At 72.6% G+C, this 18,985-nt stretch carries 18 protein-coding genes; 9 read left to right on the forward strand and 9 right to left on the reverse strand.

Annotated elements, in window-relative coordinates; genetic code table 11:
* Positions 1-65: 65 nt before the first annotated feature.
* Positions 66-1,421 carry a dipeptidase gene (locus ABEE00_RS09695; protein ID WP_345744893.1) on the reverse strand — a complete coding sequence of 452 codons (1,356 nt, stop codon included), beginning with the start codon at positions 1,419-1,421 and terminating at the stop codon, positions 66-68.
* Positions 1,422-1,925: 504 nt separating this feature from the next.
* Between ABEE00_RS09695 and ABEE00_RS09700 the strand changes: the two genes are divergently transcribed.
* Positions 1,926-3,224: a geranylgeranyl reductase family protein gene (locus ABEE00_RS09700; protein WP_345744894.1), complete on the forward strand. Its 1,299-nt coding sequence runs from the start codon at positions 1,926-1,928 to the stop codon at positions 3,222-3,224.
* Between the two features lie 72 nt (positions 3,225-3,296).
* Here the strand turns inward: ABEE00_RS09700 and ABEE00_RS09705 are convergent, their stop codons facing one another.
* Positions 3,297-3,905 (reverse strand): SMI1/KNR4 family protein, encoded by a 609-nt coding sequence (locus ABEE00_RS09705; RefSeq protein ID WP_345744895.1) that lies wholly within the window; start codon positions 3,903-3,905, stop codon positions 3,297-3,299.
* Positions 3,906-4,021: 116 nt separating this feature from the next.
* Positions 4,022-4,504, reverse strand: a complete 483-nt coding sequence (locus ABEE00_RS09710; RefSeq protein ID WP_345744896.1) for a nitroreductase family deazaflavin-dependent oxidoreductase — start codon at positions 4,502-4,504, stop codon at positions 4,022-4,024.
* Between the two features lie 407 nt (positions 4,505-4,911).
* Here ABEE00_RS09710 and ABEE00_RS09715 point away from each other — a divergent pair, with 407 nt between their 5' ends.
* The 3 genes from ABEE00_RS09715 (at position 4,912) to ABEE00_RS09725 (ending at position 7,855) form a co-directional block, all read left to right on the forward strand.
* Positions 4,912-5,631, forward strand: a complete 720-nt coding sequence (locus ABEE00_RS09715) for a TetR/AcrR family transcriptional regulator (protein ID WP_345744897.1) — start codon at positions 4,912-4,914, stop codon at positions 5,629-5,631.
* A gap of 107 nt (positions 5,632-5,738) precedes the next feature.
* Positions 5,739-7,193: a sensor histidine kinase gene (locus tag ABEE00_RS09720; RefSeq protein WP_451918526.1), complete on the forward strand. Its 1,455-nt coding sequence runs from the start codon at positions 5,739-5,741 to the stop codon at positions 7,191-7,193.
* Positions 7,190-7,855 (forward strand): response regulator transcription factor, encoded by a 666-nt coding sequence (locus tag ABEE00_RS09725; RefSeq protein ID WP_345744899.1) that lies wholly within the window; start codon positions 7,190-7,192, stop codon positions 7,853-7,855. The genes ABEE00_RS09720 and ABEE00_RS09725 overlap by 4 nt, the downstream gene beginning before the upstream one ends.
* A gap of 109 nt (positions 7,856-7,964) precedes the next feature.
* On the opposite strand, the gene ABEE00_RS09730 is transcribed toward ABEE00_RS09725, so the two are convergent.
* A complete protein-coding gene (locus ABEE00_RS09730; RefSeq protein WP_345744900.1) occupies positions 7,965-8,240 on the reverse strand; it encodes a DUF6332 family protein in 276 nt (91 codons plus the stop codon).
* A gap of 458 nt (positions 8,241-8,698) precedes the next feature.
* Here ABEE00_RS09730 and ABEE00_RS09735 point away from each other — a divergent pair, with 458 nt between their 5' ends.
* Positions 8,699-10,822, forward strand: a complete 2,124-nt coding sequence (locus tag ABEE00_RS09735) for a glycoside hydrolase family 3 N-terminal domain-containing protein (RefSeq protein ID WP_345744991.1) — start codon at positions 8,699-8,701, stop codon at positions 10,820-10,822.
* Positions 10,823-11,077: 255 nt separating this feature from the next.
* On the opposite strand, the gene ABEE00_RS09740 is transcribed toward ABEE00_RS09735, so the two are convergent.
* Positions 11,078-12,331: an MFS transporter gene (locus ABEE00_RS09740; RefSeq protein ID WP_345744901.1), complete on the reverse strand. Its 1,254-nt coding sequence runs from the start codon at positions 12,329-12,331 to the stop codon at positions 11,078-11,080.
* Between the two features lie 17 nt (positions 12,332-12,348).
* Here ABEE00_RS09740 and ABEE00_RS09745 point away from each other — a divergent pair, with 17 nt between their 5' ends.
* The 3 genes from ABEE00_RS09745 (at position 12,349) to ABEE00_RS09755 (ending at position 14,706) form a co-directional block, all read left to right on the forward strand.
* A complete protein-coding gene (locus ABEE00_RS09745; RefSeq protein WP_345744902.1) occupies positions 12,349-13,584 on the forward strand; it encodes an ROK family protein in 1,236 nt (411 codons plus the stop codon).
* Positions 13,585-13,978: 394 nt separating this feature from the next.
* Positions 13,979-14,305 (forward strand): SHOCT domain-containing protein, encoded by a 327-nt coding sequence (locus tag ABEE00_RS09750; RefSeq protein WP_345744903.1) that lies wholly within the window; start codon positions 13,979-13,981, stop codon positions 14,303-14,305.
* A 23-nt stretch (positions 14,306-14,328) separates the two neighbouring features.
* Positions 14,329-14,706, forward strand: coding sequence for a PPOX class F420-dependent oxidoreductase (locus tag ABEE00_RS09755; RefSeq protein WP_345744904.1), 378 nt, complete (start codon positions 14,329-14,331; stop codon positions 14,704-14,706).
* A 79-nt stretch (positions 14,707-14,785) separates the two neighbouring features.
* On the opposite strand, the gene ABEE00_RS09760 is transcribed toward ABEE00_RS09755, so the two are convergent.
* Entirely contained in the window at positions 14,786-15,460 is a 675-nt protein-coding gene (locus ABEE00_RS09760; protein WP_345744905.1) for an ATP-binding protein, read from the reverse strand.
* Positions 15,461-15,641: 181 nt separating this feature from the next.
* Complete coding sequence (locus ABEE00_RS09765; protein ID WP_345744906.1) at positions 15,642-15,953, reverse strand: hypothetical protein; 312 nt, start codon at positions 15,951-15,953, stop codon at positions 15,642-15,644.
* Between the two features lie 166 nt (positions 15,954-16,119).
* Between ABEE00_RS09765 and ABEE00_RS09770 the strand changes: the two genes are divergently transcribed.
* Complete coding sequence (locus tag ABEE00_RS09770) at positions 16,120-17,277, forward strand: PLP-dependent cysteine synthase family protein (protein ID WP_345744992.1); 1,158 nt, start codon at positions 16,120-16,122, stop codon at positions 17,275-17,277.
* Between the two features lie 3 nt (positions 17,278-17,280).
* On the opposite strand, the gene ABEE00_RS09775 is transcribed toward ABEE00_RS09770, so the two are convergent.
* On the reverse strand, positions 17,281-17,805 hold the full coding sequence (locus ABEE00_RS09775) for an SRPBCC family protein (protein ID WP_345744907.1): 525 nt from the start codon (positions 17,803-17,805) through the stop codon (positions 17,281-17,283).
* A gap of 70 nt (positions 17,806-17,875) precedes the next feature.
* Positions 17,876-18,799 carry a DeoR/GlpR family DNA-binding transcription regulator gene (locus tag ABEE00_RS09780; RefSeq protein WP_345744908.1) on the reverse strand — a complete coding sequence of 308 codons (924 nt, stop codon included), beginning with the start codon at positions 18,797-18,799 and terminating at the stop codon, positions 17,876-17,878.
* Between the last annotated feature and the right edge of the window lie 186 nt (positions 18,800-18,985).

Below are 18,985 nucleotides of genomic sequence, written 5' to 3' on the forward strand. Positions count from 1 at the left end.
CTCGCATGGCGGGGCGCGCGGCGGGCGGCGGCGTGCGCCGTGCCGCCGCCCGGTTCAGTACGCGCTCAGTCCATGCGGGCGTAGGCGCGCAGGAACAGTGCTTCCGCAACGGACATGCGCTCCAACTCCTGCGGCGACACACTCTCGTTGACCGCGTGGATCTGCGCCTCCGGCTCGCTCAGACCCGTCAGCAGGATCTCGGCGTGCGGGTACAGCGACGCGAGCGTGTTGCAGAGCGGAATGGACCCGCCCTGCCCCGCGACCTGCATCTCCTCGCCGTCGTACGCCTCCCGCATGGCCTCCGCCATCGCCGCGTACGCCGGGCTTCCGGTGTCCGCGCGGAACGGCTGGCCCTGGCCCACCTTCTCCACCTCGATCCGCGCACCCCACGGAACGTGCGCCTCCAGGTGCGAGGTCAGCAGCTCGGCGGCCTTCGCCGCGTCGGCGCCCGGCGGAACCCGCAGGCTCACCAGCGCCCGCGCCCCCGCCTGCACCGACGGCGTAGCGCCGACCACCGGCGGGCAGTCGATGCCCAGAACCGTCACTGCGGGCCGCGCCCAGATGCGGTCGGCGACCGACCCGGAACCGGTCAGCTCCACCCCGTCCAGCACCTTCGCGTCCCGGCGGAAGTCGCCCTCCGCGTACTGCAGACCGTCCCAGTGAGCACTGCTCTCGAGACCGTCGATCACGGTGCCGCCGTCGGGACCGCGGAGCGAGTCGAGAGTACGGATCAGCGCCGCCAGCGCGTCCGGGGCAGCGCCGCCGAACTGGCCGGAGTGCAGATTCCCTTCGAGGGTCCGCACGTTCACCCGGAGCATCGCCATGCCGCGCAGCGTCGCGGTCACCGTCGGCAGGCCCACACGGAAGTTGCCCGCGTCGCCGATCACGATGGTGTCGGCGGTGAGCAGCTCGGGGTGCTCCTCCGCATACTGCTCGAGACCGCTGGTGCCCTGCTCCTCCGAGCCCTCCGCGATCACCTTCACGGTCACCGGGATCCCGCCGGTCTCCTTCAGCGCACGGAGCGCCAGCAGGTGCATGACCAGACCGCCCTTGCAGTCCGCCGCCCCGCGCCCGTACCAGCGCCCGTCCTCGCGCTCGGTGAGCGTGAACGGCGGAGTGACCCACGCACTCTCGTCCAGCGGCGGCTGTACGTCGTAGTGCGCGTACAGCAGCACGGTCGGCGCACCCTCAGGACCAGGCAGCACGCCGTACACGGACTGCGTGCCGTCGGGGGTGTCCAGCAGCGCGACGTCCTCGAAACCCTCGGCGCGCAGCGCGTCGGCGACCCATTGGGCCGCACCCTCGCACTCGCTGCGCGGGAACTGCTCCGCGTCAGCGACCGAGCGGTAACCGACCAGTTCGGCCAGCTCCTCCCGGGCGCGGGGCATGAGGGCGGCGACGGCCTCGGCGACGGTCGGCATGGGAACGCTCCTGTAAGACACGACGTTGGACGGACGTACGCGGCTGAACCCGACACCCGGCACTCCACGGGCGACGCGGAGCAGTGCGCCCATTGCGGAGCACTGCTCCGGTCGTGGAGCGCTGCTCTGGTCGCAGAGCGGTGCTCCACTCACTGGGCGGTGCTCCTGTCGCGGAGCGAGGCTCCGGCCACGGAGCGCTGCTCTGCTCACGGAGCACTGCTCCACGGAGAGAGCGATGCTCCACTCATGGAGCGGTGCTCTGCTCGCGGTGCAGTGCTCTGTTCGCAGAGCGGTGCTCCGCTCCGGGGCGGTCACCACTGCGGCGAGCGGACGGTGCACACCCGCGATGTGTGCCGCCGTGCGTCGCCGTCGTGTGTGCCGTGTGCGGGACAGATGCGTACGAAGGACGCCGACGATCCTCCCACAGCGGTTCGCGCAACGGGCGAGCCGTAGGATTCGGACGGCCAAGCCAAGCGAGCGGGAGAGCGGGAGCGGAAGCACATCGTGAGCAGCGAATACGCAGCCGGGGGCGATGACCGGGGTGCGGAGCGGAACGCGGCGGACGCCGGGGACGCGGAGGAGCGCACCGAGACCGGCGGGGCCGGAGACGGCGGCGCCGAGCCGGAGGTCTGGGACGTCGTCGTCGTGGGCGCGGGCCCTGCCGGCGCCTCTGCCGCCCAGGCCGCGGCGTCCGCCGGGCGGAGCGTGCTGCTCCTGGAGAAGGCGGAGCTGCCGAGGTACAAGACCTGCGGCGGCGGGATCATAGGTCCCTCGCGGGACGCGCTGCCGCCTGGTTTCGAACTCCCGCTGCGGGACCGGGTGCACGCCGTGACCTTCTCGCTGAACGGGCGCTTCGCCCGCACCCGGCGTTCGCGCCGGATGCTGTTCGGGCTGATCAACAGGCCGGAATTCGACCAGCAGCTGGTCGAGCACGCGGAGAAGGCGGGCGCGCAGGTGCGTACCGGCGTCACCGTCTCCCGCGTCGAGCAGCACGGCAGCTCCGTACCCGACCGGCGCACCGCGGCCGTGGTGCTGAACAGCGGCGAGACCGTACTCGCGCACGCCGTGGTCGGCGCCGACGGCAGCGCGAGCCGCATCGGCGCGCACGTCGGGGTCAAGCTGGACCAGGTCGACCTGGGGCTGGAGGCCGAGATCCCGGTACCGCGCAGCGTCGCCGACGACTGGGCGGGCCGCGTGCTCATCGACTGGGGCCCGCTGCCCGGCAGTTACGGCTGGGTCTTCCCCAAGGGCGACACCCTCACCGTCGGCGTGATCTCCGAGCGGGGCGAAGGAGCGGCGACGAAGCGTTACCTGGAGGACTTCATCGCCCGGCTCGGCCTCTCCGGCTTCGAACCGAGCATCTCCTCCGGCCACTTGACCCGCTGCCGCACCGAGGACTCGCCGCTGTCGCGCGGACGCGTGCTGGTCTGCGGAGACGCCGCCGGAATGCTGGAGCCGTGGACCCGGGAGGGCATCTCCTTCGCGCTGCGGTCGGGCAGGCTGGCGGGGGAGTGGGCGGTACGCGTCGCTGAGGCGAACGACGCGGTGGACGCACGGCGCCAGGCCCTCAACTACGCCTTCGCCATCAAGGCGGGACTGGGCGTCGAGATGGGCGTCGGACGCCGCATGATGGGGGTCTTCACCCGCCGCCCCGGCCTGCTGCACGCGGCGATAAGCGGCTTCCGGCCGGCCTGGAACGTCTTCGCCGACTTCACCCGCGGCGTCTCCTCGCTCGCGGACATCGTCCGCACCAGCCCGATGGCCCGCCGGGCCCTGAACACGCTGGACCGCAGCGGTACGTAGCGACAGGCAGCGGTACGCGGGGCGGTGGGCCCATCGCCCCGTACGGGGACCACGGGTGCGGGCGCGGGGCGGTCAGGGTATGTCCCAGTCCAGCTCCCCGTCTGCGGTGACGAACGGTTCGTACGAGCCCACGGCCTCACCGGTCTCCAGGGCGGTGGCGGTAGCGGCGAAGAGTGCGGGCAGCGACTCCCACATGGGATGCGGCAGGAAGCGGCAGCCCTGCTCGTGATCGGCTCTGCCGATGCGGCCGGGGAGCGGGGCGGTGGGGCGCTGGTCCAGGACCAGTTCGTCCCCGCCGCCGTCCTCCGCGAACGGTATCCACTGTCTGTGCCACCACGGCCCCAGAGCGGCCTCGGATTCGGCCTCTTCCTCGGCCCGTTCATGCTCCGGCGTGGACTCCTCGTAGATCCTGGTGCGCATCCGCCAGGTCTCGGCCATCTCCTCGGTACCGAGCAGCGACCAGAACGGCGGCAGCAGACCGGGAAGGCTCCCGCGATCCGTACCGTTGTGCCGCTGCAGCGACTCCACCAGCGGCTCCGGGAACGCCATGCCTATCGCCCGTTCCGCCGCGACGACCTCATCGGGCGTCGCGGGCGGCAGCAGGGCGGAGTGGGTGGCGGGCGCGTGCGCGGCGAGCCATCGCTCGACGCGCTCCCAACTCTCCGGGATCGGTGGCGTCATGACCGGAATGCTGCCACCCGCCACTGACAACGGCGCCGTGCAGGGCTGTGACCTGGGGTGTTCAACTGCGACGGTGCACGCGGGAGTTGCTCGCGTACGTCAGCAGGGCGCCTTCGTCAGCTGGACGCCTTCGTCGGCGTGATCCGGAAGACGGGGTGACGCGGCGCGGCGGCCGCCAGCTCCTCGCGCGACGCCTTCGCGTCGACGCCCTCGAAGAACGCCCCCGCCTCCCAGCCCCACTTGGCGAGGTAGGCGCGCAGGATGTCGGGCTTCTCGGCGTCCGGTACCTCCACGGCGGTGAAGGGTTCCGTCCGCTTGCCGAGCCGGAGTTCACCGCCGCCGGCCGCGCGCATGTTGTGGGTCCACTGCACATTGCCGCGAGCCGCGACGAGGTACTGGGCGCCCTCGTGGAGCAGCGGATTCACGGGAGTACGCCGCCACTCGCCGCTCTTGCGGCCGCGCACCCACAACTCCCGCGCTCCCGCGAGGGACACCCCGCGCCGGGAGAGCCAGCCGACGGCGCGGTTGAGGACGTTGCGAGTGAGCCAGCCGGGACGGAGAACGTGCTGTTGCTGCGGTGCGCCGTGTTCGGTGGACATCGGTGGCGGTCCTTCGGGTCGGTGGAAGCAGGGTGACGGTTGGTGCGGCGCGGCTGGGGCGCTATGTCGCTGTAGCCATATGACGCTTTGCCGTCCGGGGAGCCCGGCGCGGCGCCCGCGCCGTGGAGCGTTCGCTTCGTGCTGAGTGGTGCCGCTGTCGGTACTCGTGATCACTGATCTACATCGTGATCGGTGATCTCAAACGAGAGCACTGCTCTCGCGTACGTCCACCATTGCACTCCGCGCGGCCCGAGGCAAGAGCAGTGCTCCAAAACGAGAGCAGTGCTCTCGCTCCGGATCACTGCACCTCAATCGGGCCGTCGCTCCACTTCGAGAGCAGTGCTCACAAACGAGATCCCCGCTCTCACTCTTGGTCGCTGCTCGCGCGGCCTGCCAGACTGCTGCGCATGAGCAAGCTCCAGGGGGCCAGGGCACGGGCCCACGGTGAAGTCGCCGTCGCGATCAAGAACGAGGCCCGGCATCAGCTTGCCGAGGAGGGGGCGGCGAAGCTGTCGCTGCGTGCCGTCGCGCGGAAGCTCGGCATGGTGTCCTCGGCGTTGTACCGGTACTTCCCCAACCGGGATTCACTCCTCACCGCGTTGATCATCGACGCCTACGACGCCGTCGGGGCCGAGGCCGAGCGGGCCTTGAAGCGGTCCGAGTCGCAAGGAGACTCGCATGTGGCGCGGTGGCAGGAGATCTGCCGGGCGGTGCGGAAGTGGGCGTTGGGGAATCCGCATGAGTATGCGCTGATCTACGGTTCGCCCGTGCCCGGGTACACGGCGCCCGAGTCGACGACCGGGCCCGCCGCACGCGTGGGGCTGGCGATGCTGGCGGTGCTCAAGGACGCGCAGGCCGAGGGCGTGCTCCTGGAGACCGCGGCGGGGGAGGCCACGGCCGGGGAGTTGCAGGGGGACGCGGCGCGGCTGCTGGAGGGGCTCGGGGTGGAGTTGCCGGCCACTTCGGGGGTCGAAATGGTGGCTGCGTGGGCGCAGTTGTTCGGGCTGGTGAGTTTTGAGCTCTTCGGGCAGTTCGAGAACGTGATCGGCTCGCGCGACGCGTTCTTCGAGCACGCCGTGGTCGGGCTCGCGCGGAGCGTGGGGCTGGTGGAGCGCTCGGCCGAGTGAGGCCCGCCGTGATGAGGGGGCGGGGTCGGCGCGTACTCCTCGGGGAGTATGTGTGAGCACTGCTCTCGGGTGACTCGTACGGCTTGGTACGGGGCTAGCGTGACGGTATGTCTCCCGGCTCCTGGTTCCGCTTGCACGGTGGGTTGCCGCGGTGGAGGGGCGGTTCTCCGTGCCGGCCGGGTGCTGTGGCCTCCTCCGGGTTCTCTTCGCCGAGCGCGTCTTCCGGTACGAGATCGTCGGCGCATCGGGGCCAGGGGTCGCCGCCCTGGGGCCAGTTGGGGCGGGGCGGTGCCGGGCGGCGGTGGCCGGTGGTGTCGTCGGTACTGGTGTTGGCGTTGCAGCTCGGCGGTACGCACATGGCCGCGGTGCGGCAGGCCGGCGTGCGGCAGCCGTTGGACGCGTTCGCGCTGGCGTTGGTGGTGGCGGGGCCGTTGCTGTTGGTGCTGCGGCACCGTTACCCGCGCACGGTGGTCCTGGGTACCGCGGCGGTCGTGCTGGTGTATCTCGCCGCCGGTTACCCGTACGGGCCGGTCTTCCTGAGCGTGGCCGTCGCCTGCGTCGCCGCTCTGGCCGCCGGTTGCCGGGTCGCGGCGTGGGCCGCGGCGGGGCTGTTGTGGGCAGGGCAGATGGCGGTGCGGCATTGGCTGTATCCGTGGCTGCCGCCGGCGGGTGACGGGCCGGAGGGGTGGGGCTCCGAAATCGCCGTCGCCGCATGGGTGCTGGTCATCGTGGCCGTGGGGGAACTGGTCAGATCCCGCAGGGAGATGAGGTTCAGGCGCCGCGCCGAGTGGGAGGCGGTGGAGCGCCGCAGGGCGGACGAGGAGCGGCTGCGCATCGCGCGCGAGCTGCACGATGTGCTGGCGCACAGCATTTCGGTGATCAACGTTCAGGCGGGGGTGGGGCTCGCGCTGCTGGACACCGATCCGGCGCAGGCCCGTACGGCGTTGACCACGATCAAGGCGGCGAGCAAGGAAGTACTCGGAGAGGTGCGGCACGTGCTCGACTCGTTGCGGGCGCCCGGTGAGGCGCCCCGCGCGCCCGCCCCGGGGCTGGACAGCCTGCCCGAGCTCGCCGCGCAGGCGGCGGACGCCGGGCTCAGGGTGCGGACCTCGGTGGACGGCGACCGCGTGCCGCTGCCGCCGGGCGCGGATCTCGCGGCGTTCCGCATCGTGCAGGAGGCGCTGACGAATGTGGTGCGGCACTCGGCGGCGCGTACCGCGGAGGTTCAACTGCGGTACGCAGGATCGGAGTTGGTGCTCGTCGTCGAGGACGACGGGCCCGCGCACGGTGAGGGGCCAACGGGTGGCGGGAACGGGCTGGTCGGCATGCGTGAGCGGGCCTCCGCGCTGGGCGGCGGCGTGGAGGCGGGGCCACGTGGCGACGGCGGGTACCGGATCATGGCGCGCTTGCCGCTGACGTCGCCGGGCACGGAACCGGTTGGGGAAACGGGTATGAGTCCGGGCTCGGGCGCGCAAGCGGAGCCGTGCCCTGGCCGGGACGCGCGCCGGAACGGGAGCGGTTCCGGCGCTGAAGCCGCAGGTGAGGCGGGGGAGGCGTCGTGATCCGGGTGGTGCTGGCCGATGATCAGGGATTGGTGCGGGCCGGGTTCCGGGCGTTGCTCGACGCACAGGACGGCATCGCGGTCGTGGGCGAGGCGGCGGACGGGGAAGAGGCGCTGGAACTGGTGCGCCGGCTCGTTCCCGACCTCGTGCTGATGGACATCCGCATGCCGCTGGTCGACGGCCTCGCCGCCACCCGCAGCATCACGGAGGACCCGGCGCTCCCGGAGGTCAGGGTGGTCATGCTGACCACTTTCGAGTGGGACGAGTACGTCTTCGAGGCGCTGCGTTCCGGGGCGTCCGGGTTCCTGGTCAAGGACACCGAACCGGAGGAGCTGGTGCGCGCCGTGCGGACGGTGGTCGGCGGCGACGCGCTGCTGTCCCCGGGGGTGACGCGGCGGCTGATCGCCGAGTTCGCCGCGCGCTCCAAGGAGCCGGCCGCCGCGGCGGGCCTGGCCGAACTGACCGAGCGCGAACGGGAAGTGATGGCCCTCGTCGGCCTGGGCCTCTCCAACGAGGAGATCGCCCGGCGGCTGGTGGTCTCGCCGCTCACCGCGAAGACGCACGTCAGCCGCACGATGGTGAAGCTGGGGGCGCGCGACCGCGCTCAACTGGTGGTGTTGGCGTACGAGTCGGGGCTCGTGCGCCCCGGTTGGCTCGGCTGACCGGAACCCGTCACCCACGTCCCGCTGGCCACTCGCGTCCCGCCACTCACGCCCCGCCGGTCACTCCGTACGCCTGACGACTCACGTTCCGTCGCCTACTCCGTACGCCTCACGACTCATCGTCCCAGGGCCCGTGTTCTCGCCGTACGCGATGCCAGCGGCGGAGTACGTGGACGACGCGGGCGGTGAAGATCAGCGCGGCCGTCCACAGTGCCGCCTTCGGCCAGAGGGGGCCCGGCGGGAGGCCGGTCAGGCGGGGGAACAGGAGGATCGCGAGAAAGGCGGGTCCCGCCAGGGCCAGGCCGGTGACCAGGGCGTAGACCATCTCGACGGTGGTGGCGTCGCGTTCGGCCTGAGTGCTCGGGCCGGTTCGGTGCTGGGGCATGTTCCCTCCCGTGGGCACGCCTGCTGCGGGTTTCCCCGCCGCGGCGCGGACGTACACCGCCGACGCAGGGACGGTTCGGGGGCGAGGGCGGCCGTCTGGTTCAGGACATGAAGGCGCGTTGCCGCGCCAAAGTCCGTACATCTACCGCGTGTTCACCTCTTGACCGCACTCTGCACACGGGGATTGACTGCGCTCACTCAAGACGCCTCAGGCACCTGTCAAAGGAGACTCACGTGGCCGGGAACGTCAGCCGTCGCAGTGTGTTCAAGGCATCGGCGGGGGCCGCGGTCCTCGCCTCGTCCGGCGCCGTTCTGCCGGGGGCCGCGGCCGGCACCGCGTACGCGGCGGAAGCGGGGCAAACCGCCGCCTCCGCGGCGCGCACGGCCGAACGGACCCCGCGTACCCCGAAGAAGCGGGACCCGAAGACCGAGCGCAAGGTACGCGGGCTGCTGGGCCGGATGACGGTGGAGGAGAAGTTCGGGCAGCTCCAGCAGATGACCTGGAACCCGGCGACGGGTCCCGGTGACGGGCAGAACAAGAAGGCGCGCGAGGCCGCGGCGCGGGGCCGCCTCGGATCGGTGCTCAACATCGCGGGTGCGAAGGAGTGCAACGACCTCCAGCGGATAGCCGTTGAGGAGTCGCGGCTCGGGATACCGCTCATCTTCGGGCTGGACGTGATCCACGGGTTCCTCACCAACTTCCCCGTACCGCTGGCCCAGGGCGCGAGCTTCGATCCCGGCGTGGTGACGGCCGACGCCGAGGTGAGCGCGAAGGAGGGGCGCTCGTGGGGAGTGCACTGGACGTTCGCGCCGATGGCCGACGTCAGCCACGAACCGCGCTGGGGCCGGGTGGCCGAGGGCAACGGCGAAGACCCGTACCTGACCGCGGAGTTGGCATCCGCGAAGGTGCGCGGCTACCAGGGTGCCGACTACGCGGCGAAGGACCGGCTGGCCGCCTGCGCCAAGCACTTCGTCGGCTACGGCTTCCCCGAGGGCGGCCGGGACTACAACACCGTGGACCTCTCCGAGAGACGGCTGCGCGATGTCGCGCTGCCGCCGTTCCGGGCGGCCGTGGAGGCGGGGGTGGCCACGGTGATGGCCTCGTTCAACACGGTCAACGGCGTTCCCGCGCACGCCAACCGGCACACCCTCACCGAGATCCTGCACGAGGAGCTGGGCTTCGACGGCTTCGTGGTCGGCGACTACAACGGCGTACAGGAGTTGATTCCACACGGGGTCGCCGCCGGGGGCGCGGACGCGGCGCGGCTGGCGCTCGGCGCGGGCGTCGACATGGAGATGGTCAGCACCACCTACGCCGAGCACGGCAAGAAGCTGCTGGAACAGGGCAAGATCGACCGGAAGCGGCTGGACGACGCGGTCACCCGCATCCTTCGGGTGAAGGTGCGGCTGGGGCTCTTCGAGAACCCGTACGCGGACGAGAAGGCGCAGATCGGCGAGCCCACCGAGGGGGCGCGCAAGCGGGCGCGCGAGGCGGCGGCGCGCTGCGCGGTGCTGCTCAAGAACGACAAGGACACACTGCCCTTCGACACGGGTGCGGGCTCCATCGCCGTGGTCGGCCCGCTCGCCGACGACCGCAAGGAGCCGCACGGCACCTGGTCGCTGCCGATGGCGACGAAGATCCCCGCGGTGTCGGTGCTGGAGGGGATCAAGAAGGCGGCGCCGGGCGCGAAGGTCACGCACGCGCGCGGCTGCGAGATCGACGGCGAGGACACCGGCGGCATCGCGCGGGCCGTCGCGGCGGCGCGCGCGGCCGAGAAGACGGTGGTCGTGGTCGGCGAGAAGGCGGAGCAGAGCGGCGAGGCGGCGGCCCGCAGCGACATCAGGCTGCCCGGCGTCCAGGAGGAACTGATCCGCCGAATCGCCGCCACCGGCAAGCCGTTCGTGGTCGTGGTGATGGCCGGGCGGCCGCTGGTGCTGACCGATCCCGCCGCGCACGCGCCGGCGCTGCTCAACGCCTGGCACCTGGGCCTGGAGTCCGGGAACGCCGTGGCCGACGTGCTGTTCGGCCAGGTCAACCCGGGCGGCAAGCTGCCCGCGACCTTCCCGCGCGCGGTGGGTCAGCTGCCGCTGTACTACGCGCACGAGAACACCGGGCGCCCGTACAAGAAGGAGGAGAAGTACACCTCCAAGTACCTCGACCTGCCGCACGGCCCGCTCTTCCCCTTCGGGCACGGCCTCAGCTACACCACGTTCCGCATCTCCGGGCTCGCCCTCGACAAGGAGACCGCGAGCGCGGAGGGCGTACGCGAGGGCAAGGAGAAGATCCGCGCCACCGTGCGGGTGGAGAACACCGGGCGGCGCGCCGGTGACCAGGTCGTACAGCTCTATGTGCGGGACGTCGTGGCCAGCATCGCGCAGCCGGTGCGGAGGCTGCGGGGCTTCGAACGGGTGACGTTGAAGCCCGGCGAGAAGCGCACGCTCCGGTTCGAGCTCGGCGCGGAGGACCTCGGCTTCCACACCAACGCGCCGGAGGGCGAACTGGTCGTGGAACCGGGCGTGTTCGAGGTCTACGCGGGCGACAGCGCGGACGCGGAGCTGAAGAAGGAGCTCACGTTGAGGTGAGTGTGGGCGGGGGGAGCGGTGCGCTGAGTCGGGAGCGGTGCTCGCGGCCTGGAGCGGCGCTCACGCTGTGGAGCAGTGCTCGCAGCTTGGCACAGTGCTCCCGTTTCGGAGCGGTGCTCGCACCTCGGAGCACCGCTCACGACGGAGAGCACCGCTCACGCCATGGACCAGCGCTCCCAGCGCGGAGCACTGCTCACGACGCAGAGCACCGCTCCACCCTCAGAGCGCTGCTCACACCCCGGAGCACCGCTCCCCTCACCCCTCCGCCAACGCCGCCCTCCGCACCAGGAATGCCACCGCCGCTGCCATCGCCGAGAGTGCCGCGACCGTGGTCAGGGCCAGAGGCAGGGAGAACCAGTCCGCGAGGAAGCCGATGGCGACCGGGCCCAGGAGGATGCCGCCGTAGCCGAGGGTGGAGGCGGCGGCGACGCCGCCCGGGCCCGCGAGGGCGCCGGCGCGGGCGATGGCGACGGGGAAGACGTTCGCGAGGCCGAGGCCGGTGATGACGAAGCCGGTGAGGACGAGGCCGACGTTCGGGCCCAGGGCGCCCAGCAGCATGCCGGCGGCGGCCATGGCGCCGCCCGTGATCAGGGTGCGGGACGGGCCCAGGCGTTCGAGGAGGGCGGTGCCGGAGAGCCGGCCGAGGGTCATGGCCAGGGCGAACACCGAGTACCCTGCGGCCGCGACCCCGGCGCTCGCGCCCAGGTCGCCGGAGAGGTGGAGGGCGCTCCAGTCGGCGAGGGCGCCTTCCCCGTACGCCGTGCAGAGGGCGATGGAGCCCAGGATCAGTACGAGGGTGCGGGCGCGGCCGGTCATCGTACGGCTGTGGGGCCGTTCCTCCGTGCGGCGCTCGGTCTCCGGGATCCCGGCGAACGGGCTGCGGTGCCGCAGCAGCGTCGGTGCGGCCACCGCGGTGAGCAGGAGACCGGCCACGGTCAGCAGCGACAGGTGTCGGGCCGGAGAGAGATGCCCTGCCAGCAGGCCGCCGACGCCCGCGCCGATCATGCCGCCGAGGCTGAACGCGGCGTGGAAGCCGGGCATCACGGGCCTGCGCAGGGCGGCGACGAGGTCGACGGCGGCGGCGTTCATGGCGACGTTGATGCCGCCGTACGCGGCGCCGAACACGAGCAGCACGAGGCCGAGCGCGAGGGCCGAATGGGCCTGCGGGGGAAGGGCGATGCTGAGGGAGAGGAGGATGCCGGAGGCGACGGTCACGGGATGGTTGCCGAAGCGGTGGCAGAGGCGTCCGGTGAGCATCATGGTGACGAGCCCGCCGGCGGAGACGCCGAGCAGGGCCAGGCCGAGCGCGCTCGGGGAGGCGCCGGTCTGCGCCTTGATGGCGGGGATGCGGACGACCCAGCCGGCGAAGAGGAAGCCGTCCAGGGCGAAGAAGGCGGTCAGGGCGAGGCGGAGGCGGCGCAGTACCGGATCGTGGGACGGGAGTTGGACACCGCTGCCGCGCCCCGTTGCACCGGCCAGCGCCGACCGTATTTTGTTCAGTGTCGGCACAAAGCGAGAATAGGACGGTGACCCCGACGCGTACAACAAGGCCGGAGAGGGGCCGTACGGCCCTCGGTCCGGCACTGGAACTCATCCACACCGGGCACGCGCCCACCCGCGCCGTGCTGACCTCGGAACTCGGCGTGACCCGGGCGACCGCAGGCGCCGTCGCCGCCGAGCTGGAATCCCTGGGGCTGATCACCGTGGACTCCCGGCCGACGGCCTCGGTCGGCGCGCAGGGGCGGCCCTCGCACCGGCTGTCCGTACGCGAGGACGGGCCCGTGGTGCTGGCGGCGCAGGTGCATGCGGACGGGTTCCGCGCGGCGCTGGTCGGACTCGGCGGACGGGTGGTGGCCACGGCGCCGGGCTGCGGCACGGTGCCGCCCGAACCCGAGGGCGTGCTGGGCGAGTTGGTGGCCGAAGGGGCGCGGCTGCTGCGCGAGACGGGGCGCCGGTGCGTGGGCGCGGGGCTCGCCGTGCCGTCCGCCGTCGCGGAGCCAGAGGGCACTGCTCTCAACCCCATCCACCTGGCGTGGAACGTGGGCGAACCGGTACGCGAGATCTTCACCCGCTGCCTCGCCGACGCGGGCGTCACCGGGCCCGACGGCGTGAGCCCCGCGGTCGGCTACACCGCCAACGACGTCAACCTCGCCGCCCTCGCCGAGCACCGTCACGGCGCGGGCCGCGGCGCACGCCATCTGCTGGTCGTGGGTACGGGGCACCGCGGCGTGGGCGGCGCGCTGGTGCTGGACGGGCGCCTGCACACCGGGAGTTCGGGGCTCGCGCTGGAGGTGGGGCACCTGACCGTCGACCCGGGCGGGCGGCCCTGCCACTGCGGCAGCCGCGGCTGCCTGGACGTGGAGGCGGACCCGCTGGCCTTCCTGGAGGCGGCGGGGGAGAAGCCGGGGCCCGAGGGTTCGCTGCTGGACCAGGCGAAGGCGCTGATCAGCGGCCGGTATCCGCAGGACGCGTCGGTACGCGGCGCCGTCGGCACCCTCGTGGACCGCCTCGGCCACGGGCTCGCGGGGCTCGTGAACATCCTCAACCCCGACCGCATCGTGCTGATCGGCCTCCACCGCGCGCTGGTCGAGACCGAGGGGGAGCGGCTGCGGTCCGTGGTCGCCGACGACAGCCTCTGGGGCCAGAGCGGCAGCGTGCCGGTCGTCGGCGCGGAACTGAACCACAACGGCCTGGTCGGCGCGGCCGAGCTGGCCTGGCAGCCGGTGCTGGATGATCCGTTGGGGGCGTTGGGCGGGGCGTGAGCGGTTGCGGTGGGCCATGAGCGGTGCGCTGCTTCGTGAGCGGTGCTCTGGAGTGTGTGCGGTGCTCCGCCGCGTGAGCAGCGCTCCGCTTGGCGAGCAGTGCTCCCGTCTGTGCGCGGCGCTCCAGCCCGTGAGCGGTGCTCTGGTTTGCGAGCGCCGCTCCGCCGCGTGAGCAGCGCTCCGCTTGATGAGCAGCGCTCCGGCTCGTGTGCGCCGCTCCAGTCGGTGAGCGGTGCTCCGGAACGGGAGCGGTGCTCCGTACGCCGCCCCGCCTACTCCCCCCGGCGTACCCGCACCGTCGTCCCCCGTACGACGACCCGGCGGCCCTCCTCGGGTGACTCTCGGTGGCAGGACCAGGGGTAACTGGTCGGGACCATCGAGGAGTTGATCTCTCATGAACATGTTGGCGCACTGGGACGGCGGCGGGCCCGGGCCGTGGATTCTGTTCGCGCCCCTGGCCTGGGTGTTGGTCATCGGCGGGGCGCTGTTCCTGCTGCGGCGTACGGTGTGGCGCGGGCGGCGCGGGGGCCCGTTCGGCGGGGCGGCGCCGTGGCAGCCGGGGTATGCCGGGGGCGGACCCGGGGCGGCGCGCGGGCAGGAGAGTCCGCTCGCGGTGCTGGACCGGCGGTTCGCGGCCGGTGAGATCGACGAGGACGAGTACTGGCGCCGCTTCTCCGTGCTGAACGAGAGCGCGCGGGACCGCAAGGACGGCGGGGCGTGAGGGAGCGGCCGTACGCTCGGGGCATGGTTCCCGAAGAGCTGGCCGGCGGCCGGTACGTCAGCCTCGTCACCCATCGCAGGAACGGCACTCCGGTGGCGACGCCGGTGTGGGCCGTGGAGGACGGCGGGGCGCTCCTGGTGTGGACGCGCGCCGACAGCGGCAAGGTGAAGCGGCTGCGCAACGACGGCCGGGTGACCGTCACCCGGTGTGACGCGCGCGGCCGGGTCGCCGAGGGCGCCGAGCCGGTGGAGGGCACGGCGCGGCTGATGGAGGGCGAACTGCCGCGGGTGCGGAGGGCGATGGCCCGCAAGTACGGGTGGCAGTTCCGCGTCGTGGACTCCGGCGGCGCGCTGCTGCGGCGCGGCAGGCGCCCGCACATCGGGGTGGAGATCCGCTTCTGAGACGGCCGGCCCCGTGCGCGGGGCCGGCCTGCGGCGCTCGGGCGCCCGGCTTCCGGCTCCCAGCGCCCGGGCCGCGGCGTCAGCAGTGCGTGACCGGAGACGTCACCGGATCGGCGGTCAGGGCGTCGCCAGAACCCGCCCGGTGACGTTCCGTCACCGAAGCCGCTCCGGGCACTCCGGGTGCATCGGCCACTCCGGAAGCGGCGGCCACCCCCGTCGTGCTGGCCACTCCGGAAGCGGCGGCCACCCCCGCCGTGCCGCCCACCCCCGAAGCGCCAGCCACGCTCGCCGCCCCCGCGACCGCCGCCACCCCCGGCATCTCCGCCAGCGGCGGTGCGGGCAGGGTGAACCACACGACCTTTCCCGAGCCGTCGTGGTGCGCGCGCATGCCCCAGCTCGCGCTGACCGCGGCCACCAGGGCGAGGCCGCGCCCGCTGCCCGCCAGCGAATCGGCGACGCGCACCTGCGGAAGGTGCGGGTCGTGGTCGCGCACGGAGACGGTCAAGCGCTCCCAGAGGTAGACCAGTTCGACGGTGCACTGCTTGTCGGCGCCGGTGTGCTGGTGGACGTTCGCCAGCAGTTCGCCCAGTCCGAGGGCCGCGGGGTCGATGAGCGGATCGAGCCGCCAATAGCGGAGTTGGGCGGCCACGATCCTTCTGATCTGTCCGATGCGGGACGGCAGCGCCTGGAACTCCACGGCGCAGTGCCGGCTCGGAAGCGTGGAACGACCGGTCACGGCGGCTCCCCTGATCATGGCCCGGAAGGCGAGAAACGTGAAAGGTGCCACATATGTAACGCGTGCGGCGCGAAGTGGCCCGCGGAGGCGCGCAAACGGGCCACCCGCTGCGCGCGGAGCGGCGGCGGGTGCGGACCCGGTGTTCGAATGGGCGGGCGCGGTTCCCCGATGTGCAGGCCCCGTGCCCGGAGGCGCCGGCTCAGTGTCCGAAGGTGCCGCGGTCGGCCGCGGTCTTCGCGCGGGCCGTGCGCACCGCGCTGAACAGGCCCTCGCGGTGGCCCAGTCCGAACTGGAGCACATAGCGGGTGCCGCGCAGGCTGGCCAGCGCCGCGTCCCTGGCCCCGTAGCCGCTGAGCCGCACCTCGTCCAGCGGCGCGCTGTCGATCTCGCTGCCGTAACTGGTCCTCAGTACGAGACGGCCGTCCTGCACCAGCACGTGCCCGCCCCGCGTGAGCGAGCGCAGCATCCGCCGTATCCGCACACCGGCCGCATCGAATTCCGGCTCCGCCACGGTCTACCTCCCACCAGCGCATCGCAGCCGAAGTACCCCCGTGCGGCCGCCCTAGTCCCTGTCCGCAGTGTGCACGCAAGGCGCGCCGCCGACCAGAGGCCCCGAACTGCGCGAATGTGCTGCCTATGATCGCGGGGTGAGCAGCACGCCCGGCGCACAGCCCGCCATCACCCAGGCCGTCACCTCTCCCGCCTCCGCCGTACCGACCGTCGACGTGGACCGCAGCGACCCCGCGTACCGCTCCTGGCTCAAGGACGCCGTGCGCAAGGTGCAGGCGGACAGCAACCGCAGCGCCGACACCCACCTGCTGAACTTCCCGCTGCCCGAACAGTGGGGGATCGACCTGTATCTGAAGGACGAGTCGACGCACCCGACGGGCAGCCTCAAGCACCGGCTGGCGCGCTCGCTGTTCCTGTACGGGCTGTGCAACGGCTGGGTGCGCCCCGGCAGGCCGGTGATCGAGGCGTCCTCGGGGTCCACGGCGGTGAGCGAGGCGTACTTCGCGAAGCTGATCGGGGTGCCGTTCATCGCGGTGATGCCGCGGACGACGAGCAGTGAGAAGACGCGGCTGATCGAGTTCCACGGCGGCCGCTGCCACCTGGTCGACGATCCGCGGACGGTGTACGAGGTCGCCGCCGCGCTCGCCGCGGAGTCGGGGGGCCACTACATGGACCAGTTCACGTACGCGGAACGGGCCACCGACTGGCGGGGGAACAACAACATCGCGGAGAGCATCTACCAGCAGCTGCGGCTCGAACGCTTTCCCGAGCCCGCGTGGATCGTCGCCGCGGCAGGCACGGGCGGCACCTCGGCGACCATCGCCCGGTACGTGCACTACATGCAGTACGACACCCGCGTCTGCGTGCCCGACCCGGAGAACTCCTGCCTCTTCGACGGCTGGGTGCAGGGCGATCCGGACGCCAGCGGCGAGCGCGGCTCGCGCATCGAGGGCATCGGACGGCCGCGCATGGAGCCCAGCTTCATCACCTCGGCCGTCGACCGGATGATGAAGGTGCCGGACGCGGCGAGCGTCGCGGCCGTACGCGCGCTGGAGAAGGCGACCGGGCGGAAGGCCGGGGGCTCCACGGGCACCGCGCTGTGGAGCGCGCTGAAGATCGTCGGCGAGATGGTCGAACAGGGCCGCACGGGCAGCGTGGTGACCCTCGTCGGCGACGCGGGCGACCGCTATCTCGACAAGTACTACGCGGATTCCTGGCTGGCCGAGCAGGGCCTCGACATCGCCCCGTACGCGCAGGCCATCGAGACCTTCCTGGGTACGGGGCGGTGGCCGGGCGCACCGGCCTCGGAGCCGGTCGCCGAATAGCGGTTACGAGGCGGTGCCGGTGCCGGTGCCACTGCCGCCGCTGCGGCTGGTGTCCGGGGCGCCCAGGTACGCGTCGAGCGCGCGCATCGCGTCGTGGAAGGAGCGGCCCACGCCCGGCCTGGCCAGCCGCAGCACGAGCCGCACCGGCAGGCCGCCGTCGACCGCCATCGTCCAGCGCACCAGGGTGCCGCCGAGGCCGTCGGGCGCCAGCCGCCAGTCCTCCAGCATGGCGGTGACGCCGGGGACGTTGGCGGTGTCGATGCGGTACGCATAGCGCTGCACGGCGAGCGCGGCCAGCACCGTCTCGGAGAAGCGGACGCCGCCGCGCAGCTTCACGTCGCGGCCGCGGCCGCCGCCCGTGGGCACGGCCTCGGCCACGGCGGAGAACCAGCGCGGGGTGTTCTCCACCTCCTCGGCCAGTGCCACGTACACCTCCTCCGGGCTGGAGCGCAGCGTGGCGGTGAACGCCAGCCGCACCGGAGCGGTGTCGGCGAACTCCAGCTCCACGGGACGCAGTCGGCGCACCATCGGGTCTCCTCCTGAGGACGGACGTGCGGCACAGGGTCGCGGACGGGCGCACACCCTAGCCGCGCGCCCCTCAGTTGTCTGCGCCCGCGCCCCCGTCCGCGCCCTCTCCCGGCGTCCCGGAAGCCCCGGTCTCGCCCGCTTCGTGCTCCTCAGCGGCGTACTCCGACGGGTCCGGCTCGCCCGCGACCAGCAGCGCGGGGAGCTGCTCCTCCATCTCGGCGCGGGCCCCGTCCGGCAGGCCGCCGTCCGTGACCAGGGTGTCCACCTGCGCCAGGGTGGCGAACGAACTGAGGCCCACCGTGCCCCACTTGGTGTGGTCGGCGACCACCACGACCCGCCGGGCCGAGCCCACGAAGCGCCGGTTGGTCTCCGCCTCGGCGAGATTGGGCGTGGACAGGCCCGCCTCGACCGATATGCCGTGCACGCCGAGGAAGAGCACGTCGAAGTGGAGCGATCTGATCGCCGCGTCCGCGACCGGGCCCACCAGCGAGTCCGAGGGCGTGCGCACGCCGCCGGTCAGCACCACCGTCGCGGCGCCGGGCCGCGCGGCGCGGGACCCGGCCGCCGCGCGCTGCGCCGAGTGGAACACGTCGGCCACCCGCACCGAGTTGGTGACCACCGTGAGGTCGGCGACGTCGGTGAGCTGCCTGGCCAGCGCATACGTGGTGGTGCCGCCGGACAGCGCGATGGCGCTGCCGGGCTGGACCAGGGCCGCGGCCGTGCGCGCGATGTCCTCCTTGGCCGTGGGCTCCAGTGAGGACTTGGCCTCGAAGCCCGGCTCGTGGGTGCTGGCCTCGGCCACCGGGACCGCGCCGCCGTGCACCTTCTCCAGAGCGCCCTGGCGTGCGAGCGCGTCCAGGTCCCTGCGGACCGTCATGTCCGAGACGTTGAGCTTGCGGGTCAGCTCGTTGACCCGGGCGCCGCCGTGCCGCCGCACCTCGTCGAGGATGAGGGCCCGCCGCTGCTCCGCGAGCAGGTTCTGATTGTCGCCCACCGCGCTGTCGTCCCTTCGTACCGCGGTTACCGCCCCTGGCCTTCGCGTTCATCCTCGCACGAGGTTCCGACAGCGCAGGACGGGCAGGTTTTCCCCGCAAATGGCCCCGCTTCGGTACGCGGGGATGCGCGGAGGCCGCCCCAGCCTGGATGCTGGGTGCGGCCGGAGGATCGGGCACCGGGGGAG

The sequence above is a fragment of the Streptomyces odontomachicola genome, assembly GCF_039605595.1.
GTDB lineage: Bacteria > Actinomycetota > Actinomycetes > Streptomycetales > Streptomycetaceae > Streptomyces.